The 19356-nt window shown below is 70.7% G+C and carries 18 protein-coding genes; 7 read left to right on the plus strand and 11 right to left on the minus strand.

Translation table 11 applies throughout. The features are described from left to right. Positions 1 to 13: 13 nt before the first annotated feature. A complete protein-coding gene (locus QWI33_RS03675; RefSeq protein ID WP_289954986.1) occupies positions 14 to 865 on the plus strand; it encodes an ion transporter in 852 nt (283 codons plus the stop codon). Between the two features lie 212 nt (positions 866 to 1077). On the opposite strand, the gene QWI33_RS03680 is transcribed toward QWI33_RS03675, so the two are convergent. Next, a complete protein-coding gene (locus tag QWI33_RS03680; RefSeq protein WP_289954989.1) occupies positions 1078 to 1863 on the minus strand; it encodes an isoprenyl transferase in 786 nt (261 codons plus the stop codon). Positions 1864 to 2051: 188 nt separating this feature from the next. Here QWI33_RS03680 and QWI33_RS03685 point away from each other — a divergent pair, with 188 nt between their 5' ends. Next, complete coding sequence (locus QWI33_RS03685) at positions 2052 to 2807, plus strand: alpha/beta hydrolase family protein (RefSeq protein WP_289954991.1); 756 nt, start codon at positions 2052 to 2054, stop codon at positions 2805 to 2807. Between the two features lie 9 nt (positions 2808 to 2816). Here the strand turns inward: QWI33_RS03685 and recO are convergent, their stop codons facing one another. Next, entirely contained in the window at positions 2817 to 3569 is a 753-nt protein-coding gene (gene recO / locus QWI33_RS03690) for a DNA repair protein RecO (protein ID WP_289954993.1), read from the minus strand. Between the two features lie 76 nt (positions 3570 to 3645). Here recO and QWI33_RS03695 point away from each other — a divergent pair, with 76 nt between their 5' ends. Beyond that, positions 3646 to 4287 (plus strand): MOSC domain-containing protein, encoded by a 642-nt coding sequence (locus tag QWI33_RS03695; protein WP_353895348.1) that lies wholly within the window; start codon positions 3646 to 3648, stop codon positions 4285 to 4287. A gap of 66 nt (positions 4288 to 4353) precedes the next feature. Here QWI33_RS03695 and QWI33_RS03700 read toward each other — a convergent pair whose 3' ends face one another. The 3 genes from QWI33_RS03700 to QWI33_RS03710 all read right to left on the minus strand — a co-directional run bounded on the left by QWI33_RS03700 (position 4354) and on the right by QWI33_RS03710 (position 5965). Beyond that, positions 4354 to 4803 carry a hypothetical protein gene (locus QWI33_RS03700; RefSeq protein ID WP_289954996.1) on the minus strand — a complete coding sequence of 150 codons (450 nt, stop codon included), beginning with the start codon at positions 4801 to 4803 and terminating at the stop codon, positions 4354 to 4356. A gap of 83 nt (positions 4804 to 4886) precedes the next feature. Beyond that, positions 4887 to 5573, minus strand: a complete 687-nt coding sequence (locus QWI33_RS03705) for an endonuclease V (RefSeq protein ID WP_289954998.1) — start codon at positions 5571 to 5573, stop codon at positions 4887 to 4889. A 53-nt stretch (positions 5574 to 5626) separates the two neighbouring features. Beyond that, entirely contained in the window at positions 5627 to 5965 is a 339-nt protein-coding gene (locus QWI33_RS03710) for a hypothetical protein (protein WP_289955000.1), read from the minus strand. Positions 5966 to 6106: 141 nt separating this feature from the next. Between QWI33_RS03710 and QWI33_RS03715 the strand changes: the two genes are divergently transcribed. Further along, positions 6107 to 7186 (plus strand): NAD-dependent epimerase/dehydratase family protein, encoded by a 1080-nt coding sequence (locus QWI33_RS03715; protein WP_289955001.1) that lies wholly within the window; start codon positions 6107 to 6109, stop codon positions 7184 to 7186. A gap of 48 nt (positions 7187 to 7234) precedes the next feature. Here QWI33_RS03715 and QWI33_RS03720 read toward each other — a convergent pair whose 3' ends face one another. From QWI33_RS03720 to QWI33_RS03740, 5 genes are all read right to left on the minus strand, one after another. Then, positions 7235 to 7966: a hypothetical protein gene (locus QWI33_RS03720; protein WP_289955002.1), complete on the minus strand. Its 732-nt coding sequence runs from the start codon at positions 7964 to 7966 to the stop codon at positions 7235 to 7237. A gap of 159 nt (positions 7967 to 8125) precedes the next feature. Next, the gene (locus tag QWI33_RS03725) at positions 8126 to 9277 is read right to left on the minus strand and encodes a uroporphyrinogen-III synthase (protein WP_289955004.1); all 1152 of its coding nucleotides are present in this window, start codon (positions 9275 to 9277) and stop codon (positions 8126 to 8128) included. Then, positions 9277 to 9618 carry a nitrite reductase small subunit NirD gene (gene nirD, locus QWI33_RS03730; RefSeq protein ID WP_289955006.1) on the minus strand — a complete coding sequence of 114 codons (342 nt, stop codon included), beginning with the start codon at positions 9616 to 9618 and terminating at the stop codon, positions 9277 to 9279. The genes QWI33_RS03725 and nirD overlap by 1 nt, the downstream gene beginning before the upstream one ends. A 5-nt stretch (positions 9619 to 9623) precedes the next feature. Next, on the minus strand, positions 9624 to 12101 hold the full coding sequence (gene nirB, locus QWI33_RS03735; RefSeq protein WP_289955009.1) for a nitrite reductase large subunit NirB: 2478 nt from the start codon (positions 12099 to 12101) through the stop codon (positions 9624 to 9626). After that, entirely contained in the window at positions 12098 to 13519 is a 1422-nt protein-coding gene (locus QWI33_RS03740; protein ID WP_289955011.1) for an FAD-dependent oxidoreductase, read from the minus strand. Before QWI33_RS03740 ends, nirB begins: the two co-directional genes overlap by 4 nt. A gap of 311 nt (positions 13520 to 13830) precedes the next feature. Here QWI33_RS03740 and QWI33_RS03745 point away from each other — a divergent pair, with 311 nt between their 5' ends. After that, the gene (locus QWI33_RS03745) at positions 13831 to 16170 is read left to right on the plus strand and encodes a terpene synthase family protein (RefSeq protein ID WP_289955012.1); all 2340 of its coding nucleotides are present in this window, start codon (positions 13831 to 13833) and stop codon (positions 16168 to 16170) included. On the opposite strand, the gene QWI33_RS03750 is transcribed toward QWI33_RS03745, so the two are convergent. Then, positions 16086 to 16730: a hypothetical protein gene (locus QWI33_RS03750; RefSeq protein WP_289955014.1), complete on the minus strand. Its 645-nt coding sequence runs from the start codon at positions 16728 to 16730 to the stop codon at positions 16086 to 16088. The two genes, QWI33_RS03745 and QWI33_RS03750, sit on opposite strands and share 85 nt — an antisense overlap. A gap of 77 nt (positions 16731 to 16807) precedes the next feature. Between QWI33_RS03750 and QWI33_RS03755 the strand changes: the two genes are divergently transcribed. Together QWI33_RS03755 and QWI33_RS03760 are read left to right on the plus strand one after the other, a co-directional pair. Beyond that, positions 16808 to 17590 (plus strand): bestrophin-like domain, encoded by a 783-nt coding sequence (locus QWI33_RS03755; protein WP_289955016.1) that lies wholly within the window; start codon positions 16808 to 16810, stop codon positions 17588 to 17590. Positions 17591 to 17683: 93 nt separating this feature from the next. Then, positions 17684 to 19108: a family 2B encapsulin nanocompartment shell protein gene (locus QWI33_RS03760; protein WP_289955019.1), complete on the plus strand. Its 1425-nt coding sequence runs from the start codon at positions 17684 to 17686 to the stop codon at positions 19106 to 19108. Positions 19109 to 19356: the final 248 nt, after the last annotated feature.

Consider the following 19356-nt stretch of genomic DNA (forward strand, 5'->3'; position numbering starts at 1 on the left):
TTACTCTTGGGCGGTGCGCGTTCCCACCCTAGGTACCGATCCCAGCCGCGTCCCGGCCGCCTGCCGGTGGCTGCTGGCGAACCCTCGGTTCCAGATGGTGTCGATGGTGGTGATCATCGTGAACGCGGCCGCGCTGGGGGCCATGACCTTCCCGCACTCGGCCGAGGTCGCGAAGCTCCTCCACAGGGTGGACCTCGTGTGCCTCGGGTTCTTCACGTTCGAGGTGATGGCCGGGCTCCTCTCGTTCGGGCGCCGGCCGCTGCGGTTCTTCAAGGACGCCTGGAACGTCTTCGACTTCGTGATCGTGTTCGCGTCGTTCATGCCGGGCCTGCGCGAGAACGTGACGATCCTGCGAATGCTGCGGCTGGCGCGGATCGTGCGAATATTCCGGAACCTGCCGTCGCTGCGCCTGCTCCTCGTCGCGGCCGGGAAGGCGATTCCCAAGTCGGCGGGCGTGTTCGCACTGACCGGCGTGGTCATGTACCTGTGGGCGATGGTCGGATGGATCGCGTTCAGCGCCAGCGACCCCGACCACTTCGGCACCGTCGGCAAGGCCCTGCTGAACCTCTTCCAGCTGGTGGCGTTCGACGACATGGGGAACGTCATGCGCAACAGCATGGCCAACAACATATGGACCCTGCCGTACTACCTGGTGTTCATCCTGTTCGGCGCGTTCGTGCTGGTCAACCTGCTGCTCGGCGTGGTGCTCGCGTCGATGGAGGAGGCGCAGCGCCTCGACGACATAGACGACCAGATCTCGGCCGACACCGCGATCATCCTGGAGCGGATCGACAAGCTGCAGGTCACGGTCGACAAGCTCCAGGCGGACCAGGAGCGCGGCCGGGGCTACACCCCGTTCAGGTAGCGGGCACCGGATCGGGCACGGCTAAGCCGTCCCGGCCCCGGTCTTCCGCCTAGGGCACCACGGGGTCCGGCACGGCTCCGCCACTGCACTTCAGATTCGGCTCCGCCGCCGCCCCGGCCCCGGTCTTCCGCCTAGGGCACCACGGGGTTCGGCACGGCTCCGCCACTGCACTTCAGATTCGGCTCCGCCGCCGCCCAACCTCGGTCTTCTGCCTACGGCGCGACGGGGTTCGGCACGGCTCCGCCGAAGCGGCGGTCGCGGCTCGCGTAGATCTCGCAGGCGTGCCACAGGTGGCGGCGGTCGAAGTCGGGCCAGAGCACGTCCAGGTACACCATCTCGGCGTACGCGGACTGCCACAGCAGGAAGTTCGAGGTGCGCTGCTCCCCCGACGGGCGCAGGAACAGGTCGACGTCCGGCAGGTCCGGGTTGTACAGGTACTTCGCGAAGGTCTTCTCGGTGATGCGCTCGGGGTTGAGCCGCCCGGCCTTCACGTCGCGCGCGAGCGCCGCCGCGGCGTCGGCGATCTCGGCGCGACCGCCGTAGTTCACGCAGAACTGCAGCGTGATCTTGTCGTTCTTCTTCGACATCTCCTCGGCGACTTCGAGTTCGCTGATGACGCTCTTCCACAGCTTCGGGCGGCGCCCGGCCCAGCGGATGCGCACGCCCATGGCGTGCAGCTCGTCGCGGCGGCGGTGGATCACGTCGCGGTTGAAGCCCATGAGCCAGCGGACCTCGTCGGGGCTGCGCCGCCAGTTCTCGGTCGAGAAGGCGTAGGCCGAGACCGTGGAGATGCCCATCTCGATCGCGCCCTCGATCGTGTCGAAGAGCGAGGCCTCGCCCATGGTGTGGCCCTCGGTGCGCTTCAGGCCGCGCTCCTTGGCCCAGCGGCCGTTGCCGTCCATGACGAGCGCCACGTGCCTGGGCACCAGCTCGCGCGGCAGCGCGGGCGGGACCGCCCCAGAGGGGTGCGGTTTCGGCGGCTCGTACGTGCGGCTCACAGGACCTCCAGGCGGCCAAGTCGTCAGCGGGGGCCTCGATCCTAATCCGGGCCGGGCAGAGGCCCTGAGCACGCCTGGCCCGGTGCGGATCCCGAAGCAGCCGCCCGGCATCCGCCACGGTGCCCGCATCGGGGCCGGAGCGCCTTTACGCCATGGCGGCCGGGTAGGCGCTCTGTTACGTTCGGGCCGTGGAACCTCTCAACGTCGAGCACGCCGGCCGCACCCTCCGCGGCGTCCTCCACCTCCCCCGGCCGCACCCCTCCCCCGCGCCCGCCGTCGTCCTCTGCCACGGCTTCGGCTCCAACCGCTTCGAGTTCGGCAACATCTTCACCGCCCTCGCCCGGCGCCTCGCCGCCGAAGGGCTCGCCGCCTACCGGTTCGACTTCGCCGCCTGCGGCGAATCCGACGGCGACTTCGCCGACCTCACGGTCTCCGACCAGGTCGCGCAGGCCGGCGCCGTGCTCGAGACGCTGGCCTCCCACCGCGCGCTCGACCCTGACCGCCTCTCGCTCATGGGCATGAGCCTCGGCGGTCTCACCGCATCGCTCACCGCCGCGAAGCACCCCGTGCGGTCACTGGCGCTGTGGGCCCCGGCCGCACTCGCGGTCGAGGCGAACGAGCCCGACGAGGACGCGTACTGGCCCGAGATCCTCGAGAACGGCTACCAGGACCTGGGCGGGAGGCCCGTGACCCGCCGCTTCGTCGAGGACGGCTTCGGCATCGACCCGTGGGCCGACGCCGCGGCGCACACCGGGCCGGCTCTGCTCGCCTACGGCACCGAGGACGAACTCCTGCCCGACGACGTGGTCGACGACTACCGCCGGACCTACGGCGACCGGCTCGAACTGCACCGCTTCGAGGACCTCGACCACTGCTTCGAGACCGTGCCCGCCCGCGCGAGACTGCTCGACCTCACCGTCGAGTTCCTGCTCCGCACCACCTGAGCGCGCGTTTCAGGACTGGTGCGGCACGTACTTCAGCGTCTTCAAGGGCCGCTCGGAGTGCCACTGGAAGTGGGCGGCGATGAGCCCGGCCGCTTCGGAGCGCTGGCGGGGGTCGGCCGCCGTCGCATTCGCCCAGTCGCCCTTCTCCAGCGCGCGCATGAGTTCGATCGAGGCCGGTTTCGGCACCGTCGCGCCGCCGGGGCGGCAGTCGCCGCAGACCGCGCCGCCGGCCGCCACCGCGAAGGCCCGGTGGTCGCCGTCCTTGCCGCAGCTGGCGCACTCGTCGAGCGAGGGCGCCCAGCCGGCGGTCTTCATGCCGCGCAGCAGGTACGAGTCCATGATGAGCACGGCGGGCAGGTCGGTCTCGGCCAGCGCCCGGAACGCGCCGAGCGTGAGCTGGAAGACGTCGAGGTCGGGCTGGTGGTCTTCGGGGACGAGCCGCTCGGCGGCCTCGGCGATCACGCACGCGGCGGTGTACGCGGTCCAGTCAGCGGCGATCGCGCCGCCGGAGAGGTGCAGGCCGACGGCCTGGGTGACGGTGTGCAGTTCGGCGCGGCCCTCGATGAGCTGGAGGTCGACGTGGCTGAAGGGCGAGAGACGCGCCCCGAACTTGGAGGAGGTGCGGCGCAGCCCCTTGGCCATGGCGCGGTAGCGGCCCCGCTGGCGGCCGAGCAGGGAGACGATCGCATCCGCTTCACCGAGTTTGAAGGTGCGCAGGACCACCGCGTCGTCGCGGAACAGCTTCCGAGTGCTCACCCCCATGTCGCAAGCCTAGCCGGAGGGTCCGACACCCCTAATGCGGTTGAGGCCCGGCCGCGGTCCCGTTAGGCTCCCGGCCGTGAAGATCATGAGTGTGAACGTGGGCAGGCCGCGGGAGAACCCGTGGAAGGGCCTCACGGCCACGTATATCGACAAGCAGCCGGTGGACGGGCCGGTGCAGGTGACCTCGCCCGGACCCAAAGGCGACGGCTCAGTCGGGCTCGCGGGCGACAAGGTCGGGGATGTGGAGCACCACGGTGGCACCGACCAGGCCGTATATGTCTACGGCAGCGAGGATTACGGGCACTTCAGCGGGTTGCTCGGCCGCGAGTTCGGCCCCGGCGCGTTCGGGGAGAACCTGACGACGACCGGCTACGACGTGAACGAGGCCCTCATCGGCGAGCGGTGGGCCGGACCCGGCGGGCTGGTACTCCAGGTGACCGGCGCACGGATCCCTTGCGCGACGTTCCGGGGCTGGATCGCCGAGCGCGGATGGCTCAAGACGTTCACGCGCGAGGCGCGCCCGGGCCCGTACCTGCGGGTGGTGGAGCCGGGCCACGTCGAGGCGGGCGCCGAAATGGAGGTGGCGCACCGGCCCGACCACGGCGTCACGGTCGCGATGTTCTTCCGGGCGGCCATGGGAGAGCGGGATCTCGTCGAGACGGTCGCCGTGGTGCCCGAGCTGCCGCCGGGCGCTGCGGATTGGCTGCGGAGCCGCTGACACGGCGAGCACGCGGCGGTGCCCCGGCCTTCGGCCGAGGCACCGCCGTTCTCAGGCGCTGTCGCTCTAGGCGGCGGCGAGGGCGGGCTTGCGGAAGTAGTCGTTCGCTCCGGTACTGAACATGAGGCCCGTGGCGAGCAGGACGGCGGCGACGTGGAGGAGCCGGACGACGAAGAACGCGAGGGCGAATTCGCCGTCGCCGCCGACGGCCGCGATGAGCGTTTCGCCGTCGGCGAGCTGCATCGCGGAGGGCACGACCATCGCGGCGAGGCCGACGACGGAGAGCAGCAGGGCGAGGCTGACGCGGGCCCAGCGGCGGCCACGGGCGAAGAACGCGACGAGGACGAACGCGCCGAGGTAGATCGCCGAGCGGACGCCGATGTTCATCCAGACCCCGGCGTCCAGGCCGGAGTCGCGGGCGATCTCGCTGACGGCGAGCACGGTCTCGACGATCCCGGCGGCGATCGCGGTGGCCCACAGCAGGGTGGCGTGCTTGACGGTTTCGGGTGCTTCCATGGTGTCCACGCTATTGGCGGAAGGGGGCCGGGCTCCATCCTGCCAGCGTCCCGGTGCGGGGTAGGGGCGGCCCTACCGCGTGATCACTCGGTCGCGGCGAGTCGCCTGCGGCCCAACTGGTCCGCGGCGCGGATCGGTTCGGGGAGCCGGTAGGACGGGGCGAGTTCGAGCACGAGGTCGCGAGCGCCGGCGAGGGTGCGGCGGTGCCCGACCGAGACGTAGACGGGCTTGACGCCGTCCTGGGTGCGCAGGGCGCAGCCGACGGTCTCGCCGCTCGCGGTGATCGCGGTCCACGCGCCGCGCTCGGGCCCGGGGGCCTCCCAGGGCAGGTGCGGCGGGTTCTTGGCGACGCCGATCGCGGGCGCGTCGAGGACGACGCCGAGGTGGCAGGCGAGGCCGAACCGGCGCGGGTGGGTGAGCCCGTAGCCGTCGCACACGTAGAGGTCGGGGGTGATCGAGAGCGCTTCGATCGCCTTGAGCAGCAAGGGAAGTTCACGAAAGGCCAGGAGGCCGGGCACGTACGGGAAGTCGGAGGCGCCGTGCACGATCGACTGGTCGAGGACCTCGAGGTCGCCGCGGCGCATGACGACGGCGGTCGCTATGGCGGTGTCGCTGTCCTTGTCGTAGGCGATGTCGAGCCCGGCGATCGTCTCTATAGGAGTGTCGTCCTCGGCGACGACCACGCATCCGGCCAGTTCGGTCTGCATCGCGACCGCTTCGGCCTCGTCGCGCGGAAGGCGGGCATAGGCGGCTCGGGGTTGATCGCTCACGTCGAGAGCCTAACGAAAGGGGTCGTTCGGGGCGGAGGGCCTCAGAGGCCGGGTCAGAAGCCGCGACCGAACTCGGGCCCGAACTCGTCGTCGCCCTCGTGGTGGAAGTCCCCATCGGGATCGAAGTCGGGTTCGAGGTCGATCTCGGTGTCGGTGCCGAGGCCGTCATCGAAGACGGGCTCGTAGTCGAGGTCATCGTCGGCGAAGTCCTCCCCGTCGGTCTCGAAGCTGCCGTCGGCCTCGGTCTCGTAGAGGAAGCGGTAGTCGTCCTCCCCCGCTTCGGGACCGAAGGCGGGCTCGTACGCCGACGCCGGGTCGTCCGGATTCGCCGCCAGAGAGGAGAAGAAGCCGTCGTCGAAGGTCCCGTCCTCGTCGAACAGGTCGTCGGTCACGGCGTCCTCCTCATAGCGTCACTGCCTGCCTCCCACCATATTCGGTGGGTGCGACGCCCGCACCCGTCCGCACCGGCCCGCCCGATCCGCTCAGGGCGAACGGCCCTTGCCCGCCGCCCGGTCAGGGGCCATGCTCAGGTGATGAGCACCGAGAAGCGCATCCTCGTCCTCGGCGGGACCGTGTTCCTGTCCGAGGCCATCGCGAAGCACGCCGTCGCGCGCGGGCACCGCGTCACCATCGCCTCGCGCGGCACCACCGGCGAACCGCCCGAAGGCGCCGCGTTCAGCAGGCTCGACCGATCCACCGGGGAGGGCCTCGACGCCCTGCGCGGCAAGGAGTTCGATGCCGTCTTCGACGTCGCGCGCGTCCCGGGCCACATCGGCCCGGTCCTCGACGCGCTCACCGACCACGTCGGCCACTGGTCGCTCGTGTCCACGATCTCGGTCTACGCGAGGAACGACGTGGTGAGCGACGAGCTCCACGAGCCGACCGCGCCCGACTCGACCGACGCCGCCTGGGAGATCTACGGCGCCAGCAAGGTCGCCTGCGAGACCCTGGTGCGGGATCGCCTGGGCGACAAGGCCCTCATCACCCGGCCCGGCCTCATCGTCGGGCCCGGGGACCGCAACGACCGCCTCGGCTACTGGCCGCTGCGCTTCACCGAAGGCGGCGAAGTGCTCGCCCCCGGCACCCCTGACCGGCGGGTCCAGTGGATCGACGTCGAGGACTACGCGGCCTGGCTCCTCGACGCCGCCGACGCGGGCGCCGGCGGCACGATCGACGCCATCGGCGAACCGGTCGCCTTCGGGGCCTTCCTCGACGGCGTCGCGGACGCGCTCATCGAACGGGGCGTCCTCACCGAGCGCCCGAACCTGACGTGGGTGCCGCAGGAGTTCCTGCTCGAGCACGGCGTCAACCCCTGGGCCGGGCCCGACTCGCTCGGCATGTGGGTGCCCTCGCCCGACTACGACGGCATGCAGGGCCGCCCCGGCGGCCCCGCAGCGGCGGCGGGCTTCCGGGCCTCGCCCCTGGACGTCACCGTGAACCGCTGGTGGGACGCCAACGCCGCGTCGCCGCGCTTGAAGGCCGGGCTCACCCGGGAGAAGGAGAGCGCCGTGCTCGCCGCCTGGCACGGCGACCCGGACCGCGTCCCGGAGCCGCATCTCGGCGAGCGCCGCTTCACCGTGCCGGAGCCGGGCAACGTCAAGTACGAAGGCTGAACGCAACGGCCCCACCTGCGAAAGCAGGTGGGGCCGTGGACGTCTCGTCTACTGCTGCGGCGGGCCGGGGGGCTGCTGGCCGTACGGGGGCTGGCCCGGACCGGGCTGCCCCGGTCCCGGCTGCTGCGGCCCGGGCGGCTGCTGACCGTAGGGCGGCTGGCCCATGTACGGGCCCATCGGCGCCTCGTCCTTGCGGAAGAACTCGTTCGAGGCCGGGACGGCGAGGAGGATGATGATCACCAGCGAGCCGACGATGAACAAGAGCACCGTGATCCATTCGAACGCCGAGACCCAGCCGGGCGTGGCGTCCTCGATCGCCTGCGTCATCTCGTCCTCGTACTCCTGGCCGTTGACCGTGGTGGTCATGGAGCCGAGCTGGCCGATGAGGCCGCCGATCCCGCAGCACAGCAGGCCGATGCCGGCGAGGATCCAGCTGAGGATCCGCGCCGGGCGCTTGCCCTTGTTCACCAAGAGGGCCAGGACCACGTAGAAGACCGCGAAGACGATGTAGATGCCGGCGACGGCCGCGAACGAGAGGGTCATCAACGTGCTGACGTCGTCGCTCGTGAGGCCCGACTCCGCCATCGACGGGTCGTTGAGCATCTCGTCGACCACGATCTCCTCGACCGCACCCGACACCGCGAACATGCTGATGGCGGTGAGGACGAGGAACGCCGCCGTGAGGATCTGGGTCCACACGACGGCGGTGACCGATGTCGGCCTGGGCCTGGGCCCCGGCGGGGGCGACTGCGGGTATTGCGGCGCCGGCGGGTAAGCCATGGCGGTCTCCGATCAATGATGGGCTGGGCGTGACGGTCTCAGGAACCTCATCGTACGGAGTCGCGGACCGCCGCGCCACCCATCCTCAATGGCCGGTGAACTGCGAGGAGACGCTGACGCCGCCCCGATCGGAGGACCGGGGCGGCGCGAGCAGCGATTTCAGACTTCGAGGTTCAAGCGGTAGCCGCGCTTGATCACTGTTTCCACACAGGACCGCAGGTGCACGGCGTCGCGCAGGCGGGTCACCGCCATCTCGACGGCGTGGCCGTCGGCCCCGCGCGGCAGGTGGCCGAGGAGCTCGGCGCGGGAGAGGACCTTGCCGTTCGCGGAGGCCAGTGCTCTTATGACGGCCATCGGCGCGGGCGGGAGCTGGAACGGCTGGTCGTCGAGGAGGACCATGTGGCCGCGCAGCTCGATGCTGTGCCCGGTCGCGAGCTGGAGCTTGCGGGAGCGCTTGGGCAGGGCCGAGGCGACGGTGCGCACGAGCGCGCCGAGGCGGGCCCGCTGCGGCTGCACCGATTCGACGCCGAGGCGGGTGAGCGGCGCGGCGGTGATCGGGCCGACCGAGACGGAGAGGACCCCGTTGTCCTCGGCCGAGGCGCGGAACGCCTCGAGCATGTCGGCTGCCTGGTCGCCCGCGATGCGCAGCAGGGCGTTCGCGGCGGGCGCGGAGGTGAAGGTCACCGCGTCGATGCGGCGGGCGCAGATGGCGTCCACGAGGCGCTGCACGGGCGTGATGTCGGTGGGCAGAGTCCAGCGGTAGACCGGCACGGCGACGGCCGCGCCGCCGCCGTCGCGGACGGTCTGGATGAAGTCCTCGGCGGGGTCGCCGTGAAGCTGGATCGCGACCCGCTGGCCGTTGACGCCGCGCTCGCGCAGGTACTCCACGACCTCGTCGCCGGTCTCGCTCGGCGCGGTCCACTCCTCGGTGAGGCCCGCCGCGCGCACCGCGCCGAGGGCCTTGGGGCCGCGGCACAGAATGCGCGCGCGGCCCATCACGGTGAGCAGGTCGTCGCCCATGCCCCAGCCCTCGGCCGCCTCGAGCCAGCCGCGGAAGCCGATGCCGGTGGTCGCGACCACGAGGTCGGGGGCTTCGCGGATGAGCTCCACAGTGGCCGCTCGCAGCGCCTCGTCGTCCGGCAGCGGGACGATGCGCAGCGTCGGGGCGACCACCGTGCGGGCGCCGCGGCGCTCCAGGAGGGTCGCCAGCTCGTCGGCGCGGCGCTGGGCGGTGACGGCCACGGTGTAGCCGGTCAGCGGCGCCAGCGTCGAGTCGACGGCTTCGCGGGAGGGGGCAGGGGCTGCGACCATCAGGCGCTCGCTTTCACTTCCGAGTTGACGCCGACGCGGACCTGCCCGTCGAGGACTTCGACGGCGAAGACCTCCAGGGCCACCGTCTCGTCGTCGAGGCAGATGCCGGTCTTGAGCGAGAACGCCTGCTTGAGCAGGGGGCTGGTGACGATCGGCTCGCCGCCGCGGTCGCCCACCAGGCCCCGGCTCATGACGTTGGCGTCCATGAACGGGTCCAGGTTGGCGACGGCGTAGAGGCTGTCGTCGTGGAGGCGGAACACCGCGACCTGGGTGCCGTCCTCCAGGAGGGCGGCCACTCCGCGGCCGGGAATGATGCGATCGAACCGGCAGATGGTTTGCATTCTGATCACTTCCTTATGGGCGTGCCGAGAGCGACGGGCGTGCTGTGCGAGCGCTCGGTGGTCCCGGCCGGGAACTTCTGGCCGCGGACGGTCTCGAACTCGATCTTCGGGTCCGGGGCCTCGGGTGCGTTGACGAAGGACACGAAGCGCTGGAGCTTCTCGGGGTCGTCGATGACGCCCTTCCACTCGTCGGCGTAGTTCTCGACGTGCTTCTCCATGAGCGCGTCGAGTTCGCCGCAGATGCCGAGCTTGTCGTCCACGATGACCTCGCGGAGGTAGTCGATGCCGCCTTCGAGGGCCTCGACCCACTTCGAGGTGCGCTGCAGGCGGTCGGCGGTCGAGATGTAGAACATCAGGAACCGGTCGATGGTTCGCACCAGCGTCTCGGTGTCCACATCAGACAGCAGCAGGTCGGCGTGGCGGGGCGTGAAGCCGCCGTTGCCGCCCACGTACAGGTTCCAGCCGTGCTCGGTCGCGATGATCCCGAAGTCCTTGCCGCGGGCCTCGGCGCATTCGCGCGCGCAGCCGGAGACGGCGGACTTGAGCTTGTGCGGGCTGCGCAGCCCGCGGTAGCGCAGTTCGAGGTCGATCGCCATCTTCACCGAGTCCTGGACGCCGTAGCGGCACCAGTCGGTGCCGACGCAGGACTTGACGGTCCGCAGGGCCTTGCCGTAGGCGTGGCCCGACTCGAAGCCGGCGTCCACGAGCTTGCGCCAGATCTTCGGCAGGTCCTCGACGCGGGCGCCGAACATGTCGATGCGCTGGCCGCCCGTGATCTTCGTGTAGAGGTCGAACTCCTTGGCGACCTCGCCGATGACGATGAGCTTGTCCGGGGTGATCTCGCCGCCGGGGATGCGCGGGACCACCGAGTAGGTGCCGTTGCGCTGCATGTTCGCCAGGAAGTGGTCGTTGGTGTCCTGGAGGGACGCCTGCTCGCCTTCGAGGATGTGCCCGTTGGAGAGGCTCGCGAGGATCGAGGCGACCGTGGGCTTGCACAGGTCGCAGCCGGCGCCGGTGCCGTACCGGGCGATGAGCTCGGAGAACGTGGTGATGCCGGTGACCTTGACGATGTCGAACAGCTCGGCCCGCGACTGCGTGAAGTGCTCGCACACCGCGTTGGAGACCTCGACGCCGCCTTCCTTGAGCAGCTGCTTGAGCATCGGGATGCACGAGCCGCAGGAGGTGCCGGCCTTGGTGCAGGCCTTGAGCTCGCCGACGTCGGTGCAGCCCTGCTCGTGGATGGCGCCCATGATGTCGCCCTTGGTGACCGCGTTGCAGGAGCAGACCTGCGCGCCGTCGGGCAGGGCGCCCTCGATCTCGCCGCCGCCGAGGAGGTCGGCGAGCTTGCCGGGGACCTTGCCGCCCACGGAGGCGCGCAGCAGCGGGTAGGGCTCGGCGTCGCCGACGAGCATGCCGCCCAGGAGAGTCTGGGCGTCGTCGGAGAGGATCAGCTTGGCGTAGGTGCCGTGCGCCGGGTCCAGGTAGGTGGTGGAGAGCGGGCCCTCCATCGCGCCGAACTGGGCGACGTCGACGCCGAGGAGCTTCAGCTTCGTCGACATGTCGGCGCCCGGGAAGGTCGCCTCGCCGCCCGCGAGCCGGTCGGCGACCACTTCGGCCATCGAGTAGCCGGGGGCCACCAGGCCGTAGCACATGCCTTCCATCGCGGCGACTTCGCCGATCGCGTACACGTCCGGGTCCGAGGTCTGGCAGGACAGGTCGGTGATGATGCCGCCGCGCTCGCCCACCTCGATGCCGCAGTCGCGGGCGAGCTGGTCGCGGGGGCGCACGCCCGCCGCGAAGATGATCAGGTCGGTGTCGTACGCGACGCCTTCGCGGTTGGTCTCCATGCGCAGGCGGCCGTCGACGGCCTCGATCTTGGTGCCGCCGGTGCCGCAGTCGACGCCGATGCCGAGCTTCACGATGTGCTGCTTGAGGATGCCGCCGCCGGCCTCGTCGAGCTGGCGGGCCATGAGCCAGGGGGCGAACTCGACGATCTGCGTCTCGAGCCCGAGGAGCTTCAGCGCGTTCGCGGCCTCGAGGCCGAGGAGCCCGCCGCCGATGACCACGCCGTGGCGCCGGCCCTCGGAGTGGGCCTTGATCGCCTCGAGGTCCTCGATGGTGCGGTAGACGAACACGCCTTCGAGGTCGGCGCCCTCCATCGGGGGCACGAACGCGTAGGAGCCGGTGGCGAACACGAGCTTGTCGTAGGCGTACTCGCCGGAGGCGGAGCGCACGACCTTGGCCTCGCGGTCGATCGACACGGCCGCTTCACCGAGGCGCACGTCGACGCCGTCGAGGTCCGAGGCGAGCGAGAGCTCCTCGGCGCTGACCCCGTCGAAGAACGCCGACAGGCGCACCCGGTCGTAGGCCGGGCGGGGCTCCTCGCAGAGGACCGTGACCTCCCAGGACGGGTCGCGCTGGGTGACCGCCTCCAGGAACCGGCGGCCGACCATGCCGTCGCCGATGACTACCAACTTGCTCATGCTGACACCTCATTCAATTGCTCGGCAGCCTGACCGATTCCAGCGACGGTGCTGTTCAGCCACTTGCACAGGCCCGCGACGTCCTCGGCACAGGTGCCGCAGCCCGTCGAGGCCTGCGTGGCCTCCGACAGGGCCTCGGGCGTGCGCGCTCCATTGAGGAACGCCTTGCCCAGGACCCCTTTCGTGACGTTGTTGCAGCGGCAGACCACGACCTCGTCGGACATGGACGCCGGAGTATCGGGGGCCACCGACACGGACTCGCCGGGGCGGCCCATCAGGAGGGTGCGGCGGTCGTGCGGCACCGGGTCACCGGTGTCGAACAACTGGACCACCTGGCCCACCATGGGGTTGTCGCCGAGCATGACCGCCCCCGCGAGGCGGCCGTCGGCGTCGATCACCAAGCGGGCGTACGTGCCCCGCGTCGGGTCGGCGAAGGAGACGACCTCGTCGCCCTCGACCTCGCCCATCGCGGCGAGCTCGATCCCGGAGGCCTTCAGGCGGGTGACCAGGCGCGAGCCCTCGTAGGCCGCGTCCGGGTTCACACCGGAGAGGAGGTCGACCACGACGTCCGACTGCTCCCAGGCGGGGCCGACGAGCCCGTAGGGGATGCCGCGGTGCTCGGCGCAGTCGCCCACGGCGAACACGTCCGGGTGGGAGGTGCGGCACTGGTCGTCGATCTTCACGGCCCGGCCGCACTCGATCCCCATCGAGCGGGCCAGGTCGGCGTTGGGGCGGATGCCGCACGAGACGACCATGAGCTGGCCGGTGATGGTGCGGCCGTCCGCGAGCACGAGGGTGAGGCCGTCGTCGCCGTGGATGACCCGGGTGGTCTGCGCGTCCACGACCGACTGGACGCCGACCTCGGCGTAGGAGTCGGCGAGGACCTTGGCGCCCAGGTGGTCGAGCTGCCGGTCCATGAGGTGGCCGGCCGCGTGGACCACGGTGACGTCCATGCCGCGCTTGGCGAGGCCGCGGGCGGCTTCGAGGCCGAGGAGCCCGCCGCCGAGCACGATCGCGCTGGCGCGGTTGGCGGCCTCGTCGAGGATGGAGCGGGCGTCCTCGATCGTGCGGAGGACGTAGGCGCCGGTGGGGAGCGGTGAAAGGCCGGGGATCGGCGGGACGAACGCGTCCGCGCCGGTGGCCAGGACCAGTTTGTCGAAGGCGACGCCGTTGACGGTCTTGTGCTCCAGGTCCACGGTCTCCACCGCTTCGCCGAGGCGCACTTCGACGTTCTCGGGCGGGACCGGCAGGGCGATCTCGTCCTCGGTCTGCTTGCCCGCGATCATGCTGGAGAGCAGGATGCGGTTGTAGGCGGCCTGGGGCTCGTCCCCGAAGACGGTGACCTCGACGCCGCGCCGCCCGAGCTCGCGGGCGATGCGGGCCCCGGCCATGCCGTAACCGACGATCGCGACCTTCACGCGCTGGACCTCCCGGTGCTGGACTGACTGCGTAGGCGGCGGTGGGCTCGCTGTCTTGCGTTTCCCGCAAGCCCGCCCGCCGCGCGCTGTCTGGGCGACGACGCTGTCAGTCCCCGACTGGCGTCTAGATTCGCCCGGGGCTGTTACGCGATCGAGCGGTGAATGTTTCGCGTGTGCTAAGTAGTCCGCACGCTTCGCCCGCTGCGAACCGACAGCTCGTGAACGCCACCCGACTGGGGGTAGCGGCTTCCCTCCGGAGGCCTTACAGTGAATCGCGTTGCAAACAGCCGGTTTCACCCCTAGGGAGCGCTATGCCAGAAAATCACCCGTTCGAGCTACCCGTGTTCTATCTTCCCTACCCGGCGCGCCTGAATCCGAACGTCGAGGGCGCGCGCGCCCACGCGCGCGTGTGGGCCAAGGAGATGGGGATGCTCGACGCCCCGGCCGAGGAGGGCGGCGTCATCTGGGACGAGGCCGAGCTCGACCGCCACGACTACGGGCTGCTCTGCGCGTACACGCACCCCGACTGCGACGCGCCCGCGCTGGACCTGGTCACCGACTGGTACGTGTGGGTGTTCTTCTTCGACGACCACTTCCTCGACGCGTTCAAGCGCACCCGGGACATGCAGGGCGCCAAGGCGTACCTGGACCGCATCCCGCTGTTCATGCCGCTGGACCTCAGCGAGCCTCCGCAGCCGGAGAACCCGGTCGAACTGGGCCTGGTGGACCTGTGGCGGCGCACGGCCCCGTCGATGTCGATGGGCTGGCGCCGACGCTTCCTCGAGAGCACGATCAACCTCTTGTTCGAGTCCCTGTGGGAGCTCACGAACATCACCACCGACCGGGTCGCCAACCCGATCGAGTACATCGAGATGCGGCGCAAGGTCGGCGGCGCGCCGTGGTCGGCGGGGATCGTCGAGTACGCCGTCGGCGCGGAGGTGCCCGACGCCGTCGCGGGCGAACGGCCCCTCGAGGTCCTGCGCGACACCTTCAGCGACGCCGTGCACCTGCGCAACGACCTGTTCTCCTACGAGCGCGAGGTCACCGACGAGGGCGAGAACGCCAACGCCGTGCTCGTCTTCGAGCGGTTCCTCGGCATGGGCACCCAGCAGGCGGCGAACTTGGTGAACGACATCCTCACCTCACGGCTCCACCAGTTCGAGAACACGACCCTCACCGAACTGCCGATCCTCGCCGCCGACCGGCGGCTCTCCCCTGCCGAGCAGACCGCTATCGCCTTGTACGCCAAGGGGCTCCAGGACTGGCAGGCCGGCGGCCACGAGTGGCACATGCGGTCCAGCCGGTACATGAACGACGCGGCGCAGCGGGTCCTGGGCGGCCCCAGCGGGATCGGGACCGGCGCGGCCCGGATCTCGCTGTCGGGGCTGAAACAGCACGCGCGCGAGCCGTTCCGCCAGGTCGGGCCGATGACGCTGCCGGAGATCCACCTGCCGTACGAGCTGCGGCTCAACCCGCTGCTCGACCAGGCCCGCCGCCACGGCGAGGAGTGGGCGGCGGCGATGGGCTTCCTCGCACCCGACCCGGCGCTGCCGGGCTCGGGCCTGTGGGACCGGGAGCAGTTCCTCGGCTTCGACTTCGCCATCTGCTCCGCGGGCATCGCCCCTGAAGCGGAGCAGGCGGAGCTGGACACGTCCGCGGACTGGCTCGCCTGGGGCACGTACGGCGACGACTACTACCCGGCGGTGTTCGGCCGCGGCCGCAACCTCGCCCCCGCGATCGCCCAGCACCGGCGGCTCCTGGAGTTCCTGCCGCTGGACCTCGGCCCGACCCCGGCCCCGGCCAACCCGATCGAGAAGGGCCTGGCCGACCTGTGGCGGCGCACCGCCGCCCAGTTCGACGAGCGGGCGCGCGCCGAGTTCAAGGACACCGTCACGGTGATGGTCGAGTCCTGGCTCTGGGAGCTGCACTCGGAGAACCAGAACCGGGTGCCCGACCCGGTCGACTACGTCGAGATGCGCCGCAGGACGTTCGGCTCCGACCTCACCATGGCGCTCGCCAGGCTGAAGGCCGGCCGCGAGATTCCGGACGCGGTGTTCCGGTCCCGGCCGATCCGCGCCATGGAGACCGCCGCCATGGACCAGTCGTGCCTGCTCAACGACCTCTTCTCGTACCGCAAGGAGACGGAGTTCGAAGGCCAGATCGCCAATGCCGTGACCATCGTCGAGGAGTACCTCGGCTGCGGTCCGGTCGAGGCGATGGAGGTCGTCAACGCGCTCATGACCGCCCGGGTCGAGCAGTTCCAGTTCATCGCCGAGAACGACCTGCCGCCGGTGGTCGCCGAACTCGACCTGGACGCGGACGCGCGGCGGGCGCTCGACGCGTACGTGCTGAGCCTGCGGGACTGGAACGCGGCGATCCTCAACTGGCACCGCGTCACCGCCCGCTACGACGACGACAAGCTCCGCCCGCTCATGATGGCGGGACCGGGCGCGGCGGGCGGGTCCAGGGACTTCCCGAAGAGCGCCCCTCTGGAAGCGGAGGCCCCCAAGGAGTTCCGGCTGCCCGCGACGGCGACCGCTGGACTGCGGCCGCCGTCGTGGCGGGACTACCTGCCGGCGCGGCGCGACAGCGCCGATCCTGCGCCGGTGGCGACGACGAACCCGACCATCGCGGCGATCATGCGCCGCTGAGGCGTCCCGTCGTCGTCGGCATCCTCGGCGACCGCTTCGGGTTCCTCCTCCTCCACCGCGAGCGCCTCGGGCAGCGGCCCGGGGGCCGGCGGCGGGGCGGGGTCCTCGGCCGGCGGGTCCGCGACGGGCGTCGGGGACGCCGCGGCCGGTGAAGCCGCGGGCTCCGGGCGCGGGCTCGGCGGCTCCGGTGCGGGCGGGTTCGGCGGCTCAGGGGCCGGAGGCGACGGAGGCTCGGGGGCGGGCGGGCTCGGGGGCTCCGGCGAAGGCGGCGTGGGCGGGTCGGGAGAAGGCGGTTCGGGCGACGGCTCCGGGGGCTCGGGGCAGTGGTGGTGATGGTGGTGGTGCCGCCCTTCGCCCCGCTCCCCCGGGCGGTCGGGGTAGGTCGGGTACTCGGGGTAGGTCAGGCAGAAGGTCGGATAGTCCGGCCAGGTCGGATAGTCGGGGTGGTGGTGCTCCTCGCTCGCCCACTGCGGAGCGGGGCCGCCGTCGAAGGCCAGCGCGAGCGCGGGCAGCACCGTCAGCGCGACGGCCGCGACGACGAGCGCTATGAGGCGTCGCATGTCCATCTCCGACCTTGATTCCGGAATTCACTAGTATCCACGTGAATATTCTGCTTTATGAGATTTGGTAGGCACAAATGGCCATTTGGCTGCAAGGGTTGCTGTTCTTCCTGATGGTCGTCGCGGCGGCGAGCGTGGTCGTCGCGCTGCTGCAGAAGTTCGCGCCGCCCACCACCCGGGGGCACAACAACGAGCTGGGCACGACGCTCTTCGAGCTGCTCACGGTCCTGTACGCGATCGTGCTGGCGTTCGTGCTGATCACCGCTTGGGAGGACAAGAACGAGGCGGGTCATGTGACCTTCCAGGAGTCGAACCAGCTGGTCGAGGTGTACTGGGCCGCGGCGGCGCTCGAGCCCGCGGACCGCGATGAGGTGCGCGCGGCGGTGCGGGCGTACACGGCCGAGGTGATCGAGGTCGAGTGGCCCGCGATGCGCGAGCAGGAACCGGTGTCGTCCGAGGGGCTGCTGCTGCTGGACGAGATGCGCGCGCCGGTGTCGGGGCTGCAGACGGACGACGATGTGGAGCAGGCGCGGCTCGACACCGTGCGCGACGGCGTGGCGCTGGTGGAGGAGTCCCGGACCGATCGCCTGTTCACGGCCCAGCGAGGGCTCGGTCCGGTGATGTGGACGGTGCTGGTGCCGGGGGCGCTGCTGGTGTTCGCGGTGATGCTGACGCTCGGCACTCCCACCCGCAAGTACCAGTTCGTGCTGGTGGGGCTCATCTCCGGGATGGTGGCGCTCATGCTGTTCGCCGCTTACCAGCTGGAGTACCCGTTCAGCCGGGGCGGGGCCGCGGACCCGACCGCGTACGAGACGGCGATCGAGCGCTTCGACGTCATTGATGCGGAGTACTCACAATGATGACCCTTATGGGTGAATTATTGGCTTTCTCATATCAATGAGCGCTAAGATGCTCTACGAGCCAAAGCAGCCCCAATGTGAGGAAGTGACTGCATGACCGACTCTGTCGTCGACAGCACGCCGGCCGTACCAACGCAGACCTCGAACGGTCAGCATCCCCAGACCAGCCTCAGCACCGCCGCCGCCCGCAACCTCGCCACCACCACCAAGTCCGCCCCGCAGATGCAGGAGATCACCTCCCGGTGGCTCCTCAAGGTCCTGCCGTGGGTCCAGACCCAGGGCGGCGCGTACCGCGTCAACCGGCGCCTGACCCACACGGTCGGCGACGGCCGCGTCGAGTTCAGCACCGAAGGGGACGCCGTCCGCGTCATCCCCACCGAGCTCGGCGAGATCGCGCAGCTGCGCGGCATCGAGGACGAGGACGTGCTGTCGGCGCTGGCCGACCGCTTCGAGCAGCGCGAGGTCGGCGCCGGCGAGCACCTGGCGCAGGAGGGCCGGCCCGTCGACGGCATCCACCTCATCGCGCACGGCCGCGTCGAGCAGTTCGGCGCCGGCCCGTTCGGGGACCAGTCGTCGCTCGGCCTCATGGTCGACGGCGACCACTTCGGCGAAGAGCTCCTCGTCGAGGACGACGCCAAGTGGGACCACGACGTCGTCGCCGCGACCCCGGTCACGGTCCTCACGCTCCCGGCCGCCGCCGCGGCCGAGCTGATCGAGCGCATCCCCGAGCTCGCCGCGCACCTGCGGCGCTACAAGGCGGGCCGCTCGGCCAGGTCCAACAAGCACGGCGAGGCCGCGATCGACGTCGCCGCGGGCCACACCGGCGAGCCGGACCTGCCGCGCACCTTCGTGGACTACGAGCTCTCGCCCCGCGAGTACGAGCTCTCGGTCGCCCAGACCGTGCTGCGGGTCCACACCCGCGTCGCCGACCTCTACAACCAGCCGATGAACCAGATGGAGCAGCAGCTCCGGCTCACCGTCGAGGCCCTGCGCGAACTGCAGGAAGACCAGATGATCAACAACAAGGAATTCGGCCTCCTGCACAACGCGGCCCTGAGCCAGCGCATCCCGACCCGCTCGGGCCCGCCGACCCCGGACGACCTGGACGAGCTCATCAGCCGCCGCCGCAAGCCCGAAGTCCTGCTCGCGCACCCGAAGGCGATCGCCGCGTTCGGCCGCGAGTGCACCAAGCGCGGCATCTACCCGAACACGGTGGACTACCACGGGCACCACCTCCCGGCCTGGCGCGGCATCCCGATGCTGCCCTGCAACAAGATCCCGATCACCGGGGCGCGCACCACGTCGATCCTCTGCATGCGCACCGGCGAGTCGGAGCAGGGCGTCGTCGGCCTGCACCAGACCGGCCTGCCGGACGAGTACGAGCCGGGCCTCTCGGTGCGGTTCATGGGCATCGACGAGAAGGCCGTCATGTCCTACCTCGTGAGCGCCTACTACTCCGTCGCCGTCCTCGTCCCCGACGCGCTCGGCATCCTCGAGCACGTCGAGATCGGGCGCTGAGCATTCCGGGCGTCCGCCTCCGCACTGAGGCGGACGCCCGGGCCCTCAGGCCCGTGCCGCGAATCAGACCGGTCGCTTTCCGGCCCGTTCGCCTGCTCGCCGCGTCGTCGCGGCGCCTGCATACGACACCGCTATGCAGACGCCCCTCCTACGTGCGAGCGAACGAACGGCCTCGAATGCCGCCGCTCCCCGATTCGGAGCACACGCCCCAGAGCCCCACCACGTTCTCCGCAGACCCCGCCGCCCAG

It is taken from the genome of Glycomyces tritici (genome assembly GCF_030403505.1).

Bases quoted from the DNA above. Each gene is read 5' to 3' on its own strand.
- recO (WP_289954993.1), bottom strand. From the start codon at position 3,569: ATGGGGGTGAGCACTCGGAAGCTGTTCCGCGACGACGCGGTGGTCCTG.
- QWI33_RS03700 (WP_289954996.1), bottom strand. From the start codon at position 4,803: ATGGAAGCACCCGAAACCGTCAAGCACGCCACCCTGCTGTGGGCCACC.
- QWI33_RS03715 (WP_289955001.1), top strand. From the start codon at position 6,107: ATGAGCACCGAGAAGCGCATCCTCGTCCTCGGCGGGACCGTGTTCCTG.
- QWI33_RS03720 (WP_289955002.1), bottom strand. From the start codon at position 7,966: ATGGCTTACCCGCCGGCGCCGCAATACCCGCAGTCGCCCCCGCCGGGG.
- QWI33_RS03725 (WP_289955004.1), bottom strand. From the start codon at position 9,277: ATGGTCGCAGCCCCTGCCCCCTCCCGCGAAGCCGTCGACTCGACGCTG.
- nirD (WP_289955006.1), bottom strand. From the start codon at position 9,618: ATGCAAACCATCTGCCGGTTCGATCGCATCATTCCCGGCCGCGGAGTG.
- nirB (WP_289955009.1), bottom strand. From the start codon at position 12,101: ATGAGCAAGTTGGTAGTCATCGGCGACGGCATGGTCGGCCGCCGGTTC.
- QWI33_RS03745 (WP_289955012.1), top strand. From the start codon at position 13,831: ATGCCAGAAAATCACCCGTTCGAGCTACCCGTGTTCTATCTTCCCTAC.
- QWI33_RS03750 (WP_289955014.1), bottom strand. From the start codon at position 16,730: ATGCGACGCCTCATAGCGCTCGTCGTCGCGGCCGTCGCGCTGACGGTG.
- QWI33_RS03755 (WP_289955016.1), top strand. From the start codon at position 16,808: ATGGCCATTTGGCTGCAAGGGTTGCTGTTCTTCCTGATGGTCGTCGCG.
- QWI33_RS03760 (WP_289955019.1), top strand. From the start codon at position 17,684: ATGACCGACTCTGTCGTCGACAGCACGCCGGCCGTACCAACGCAGACC.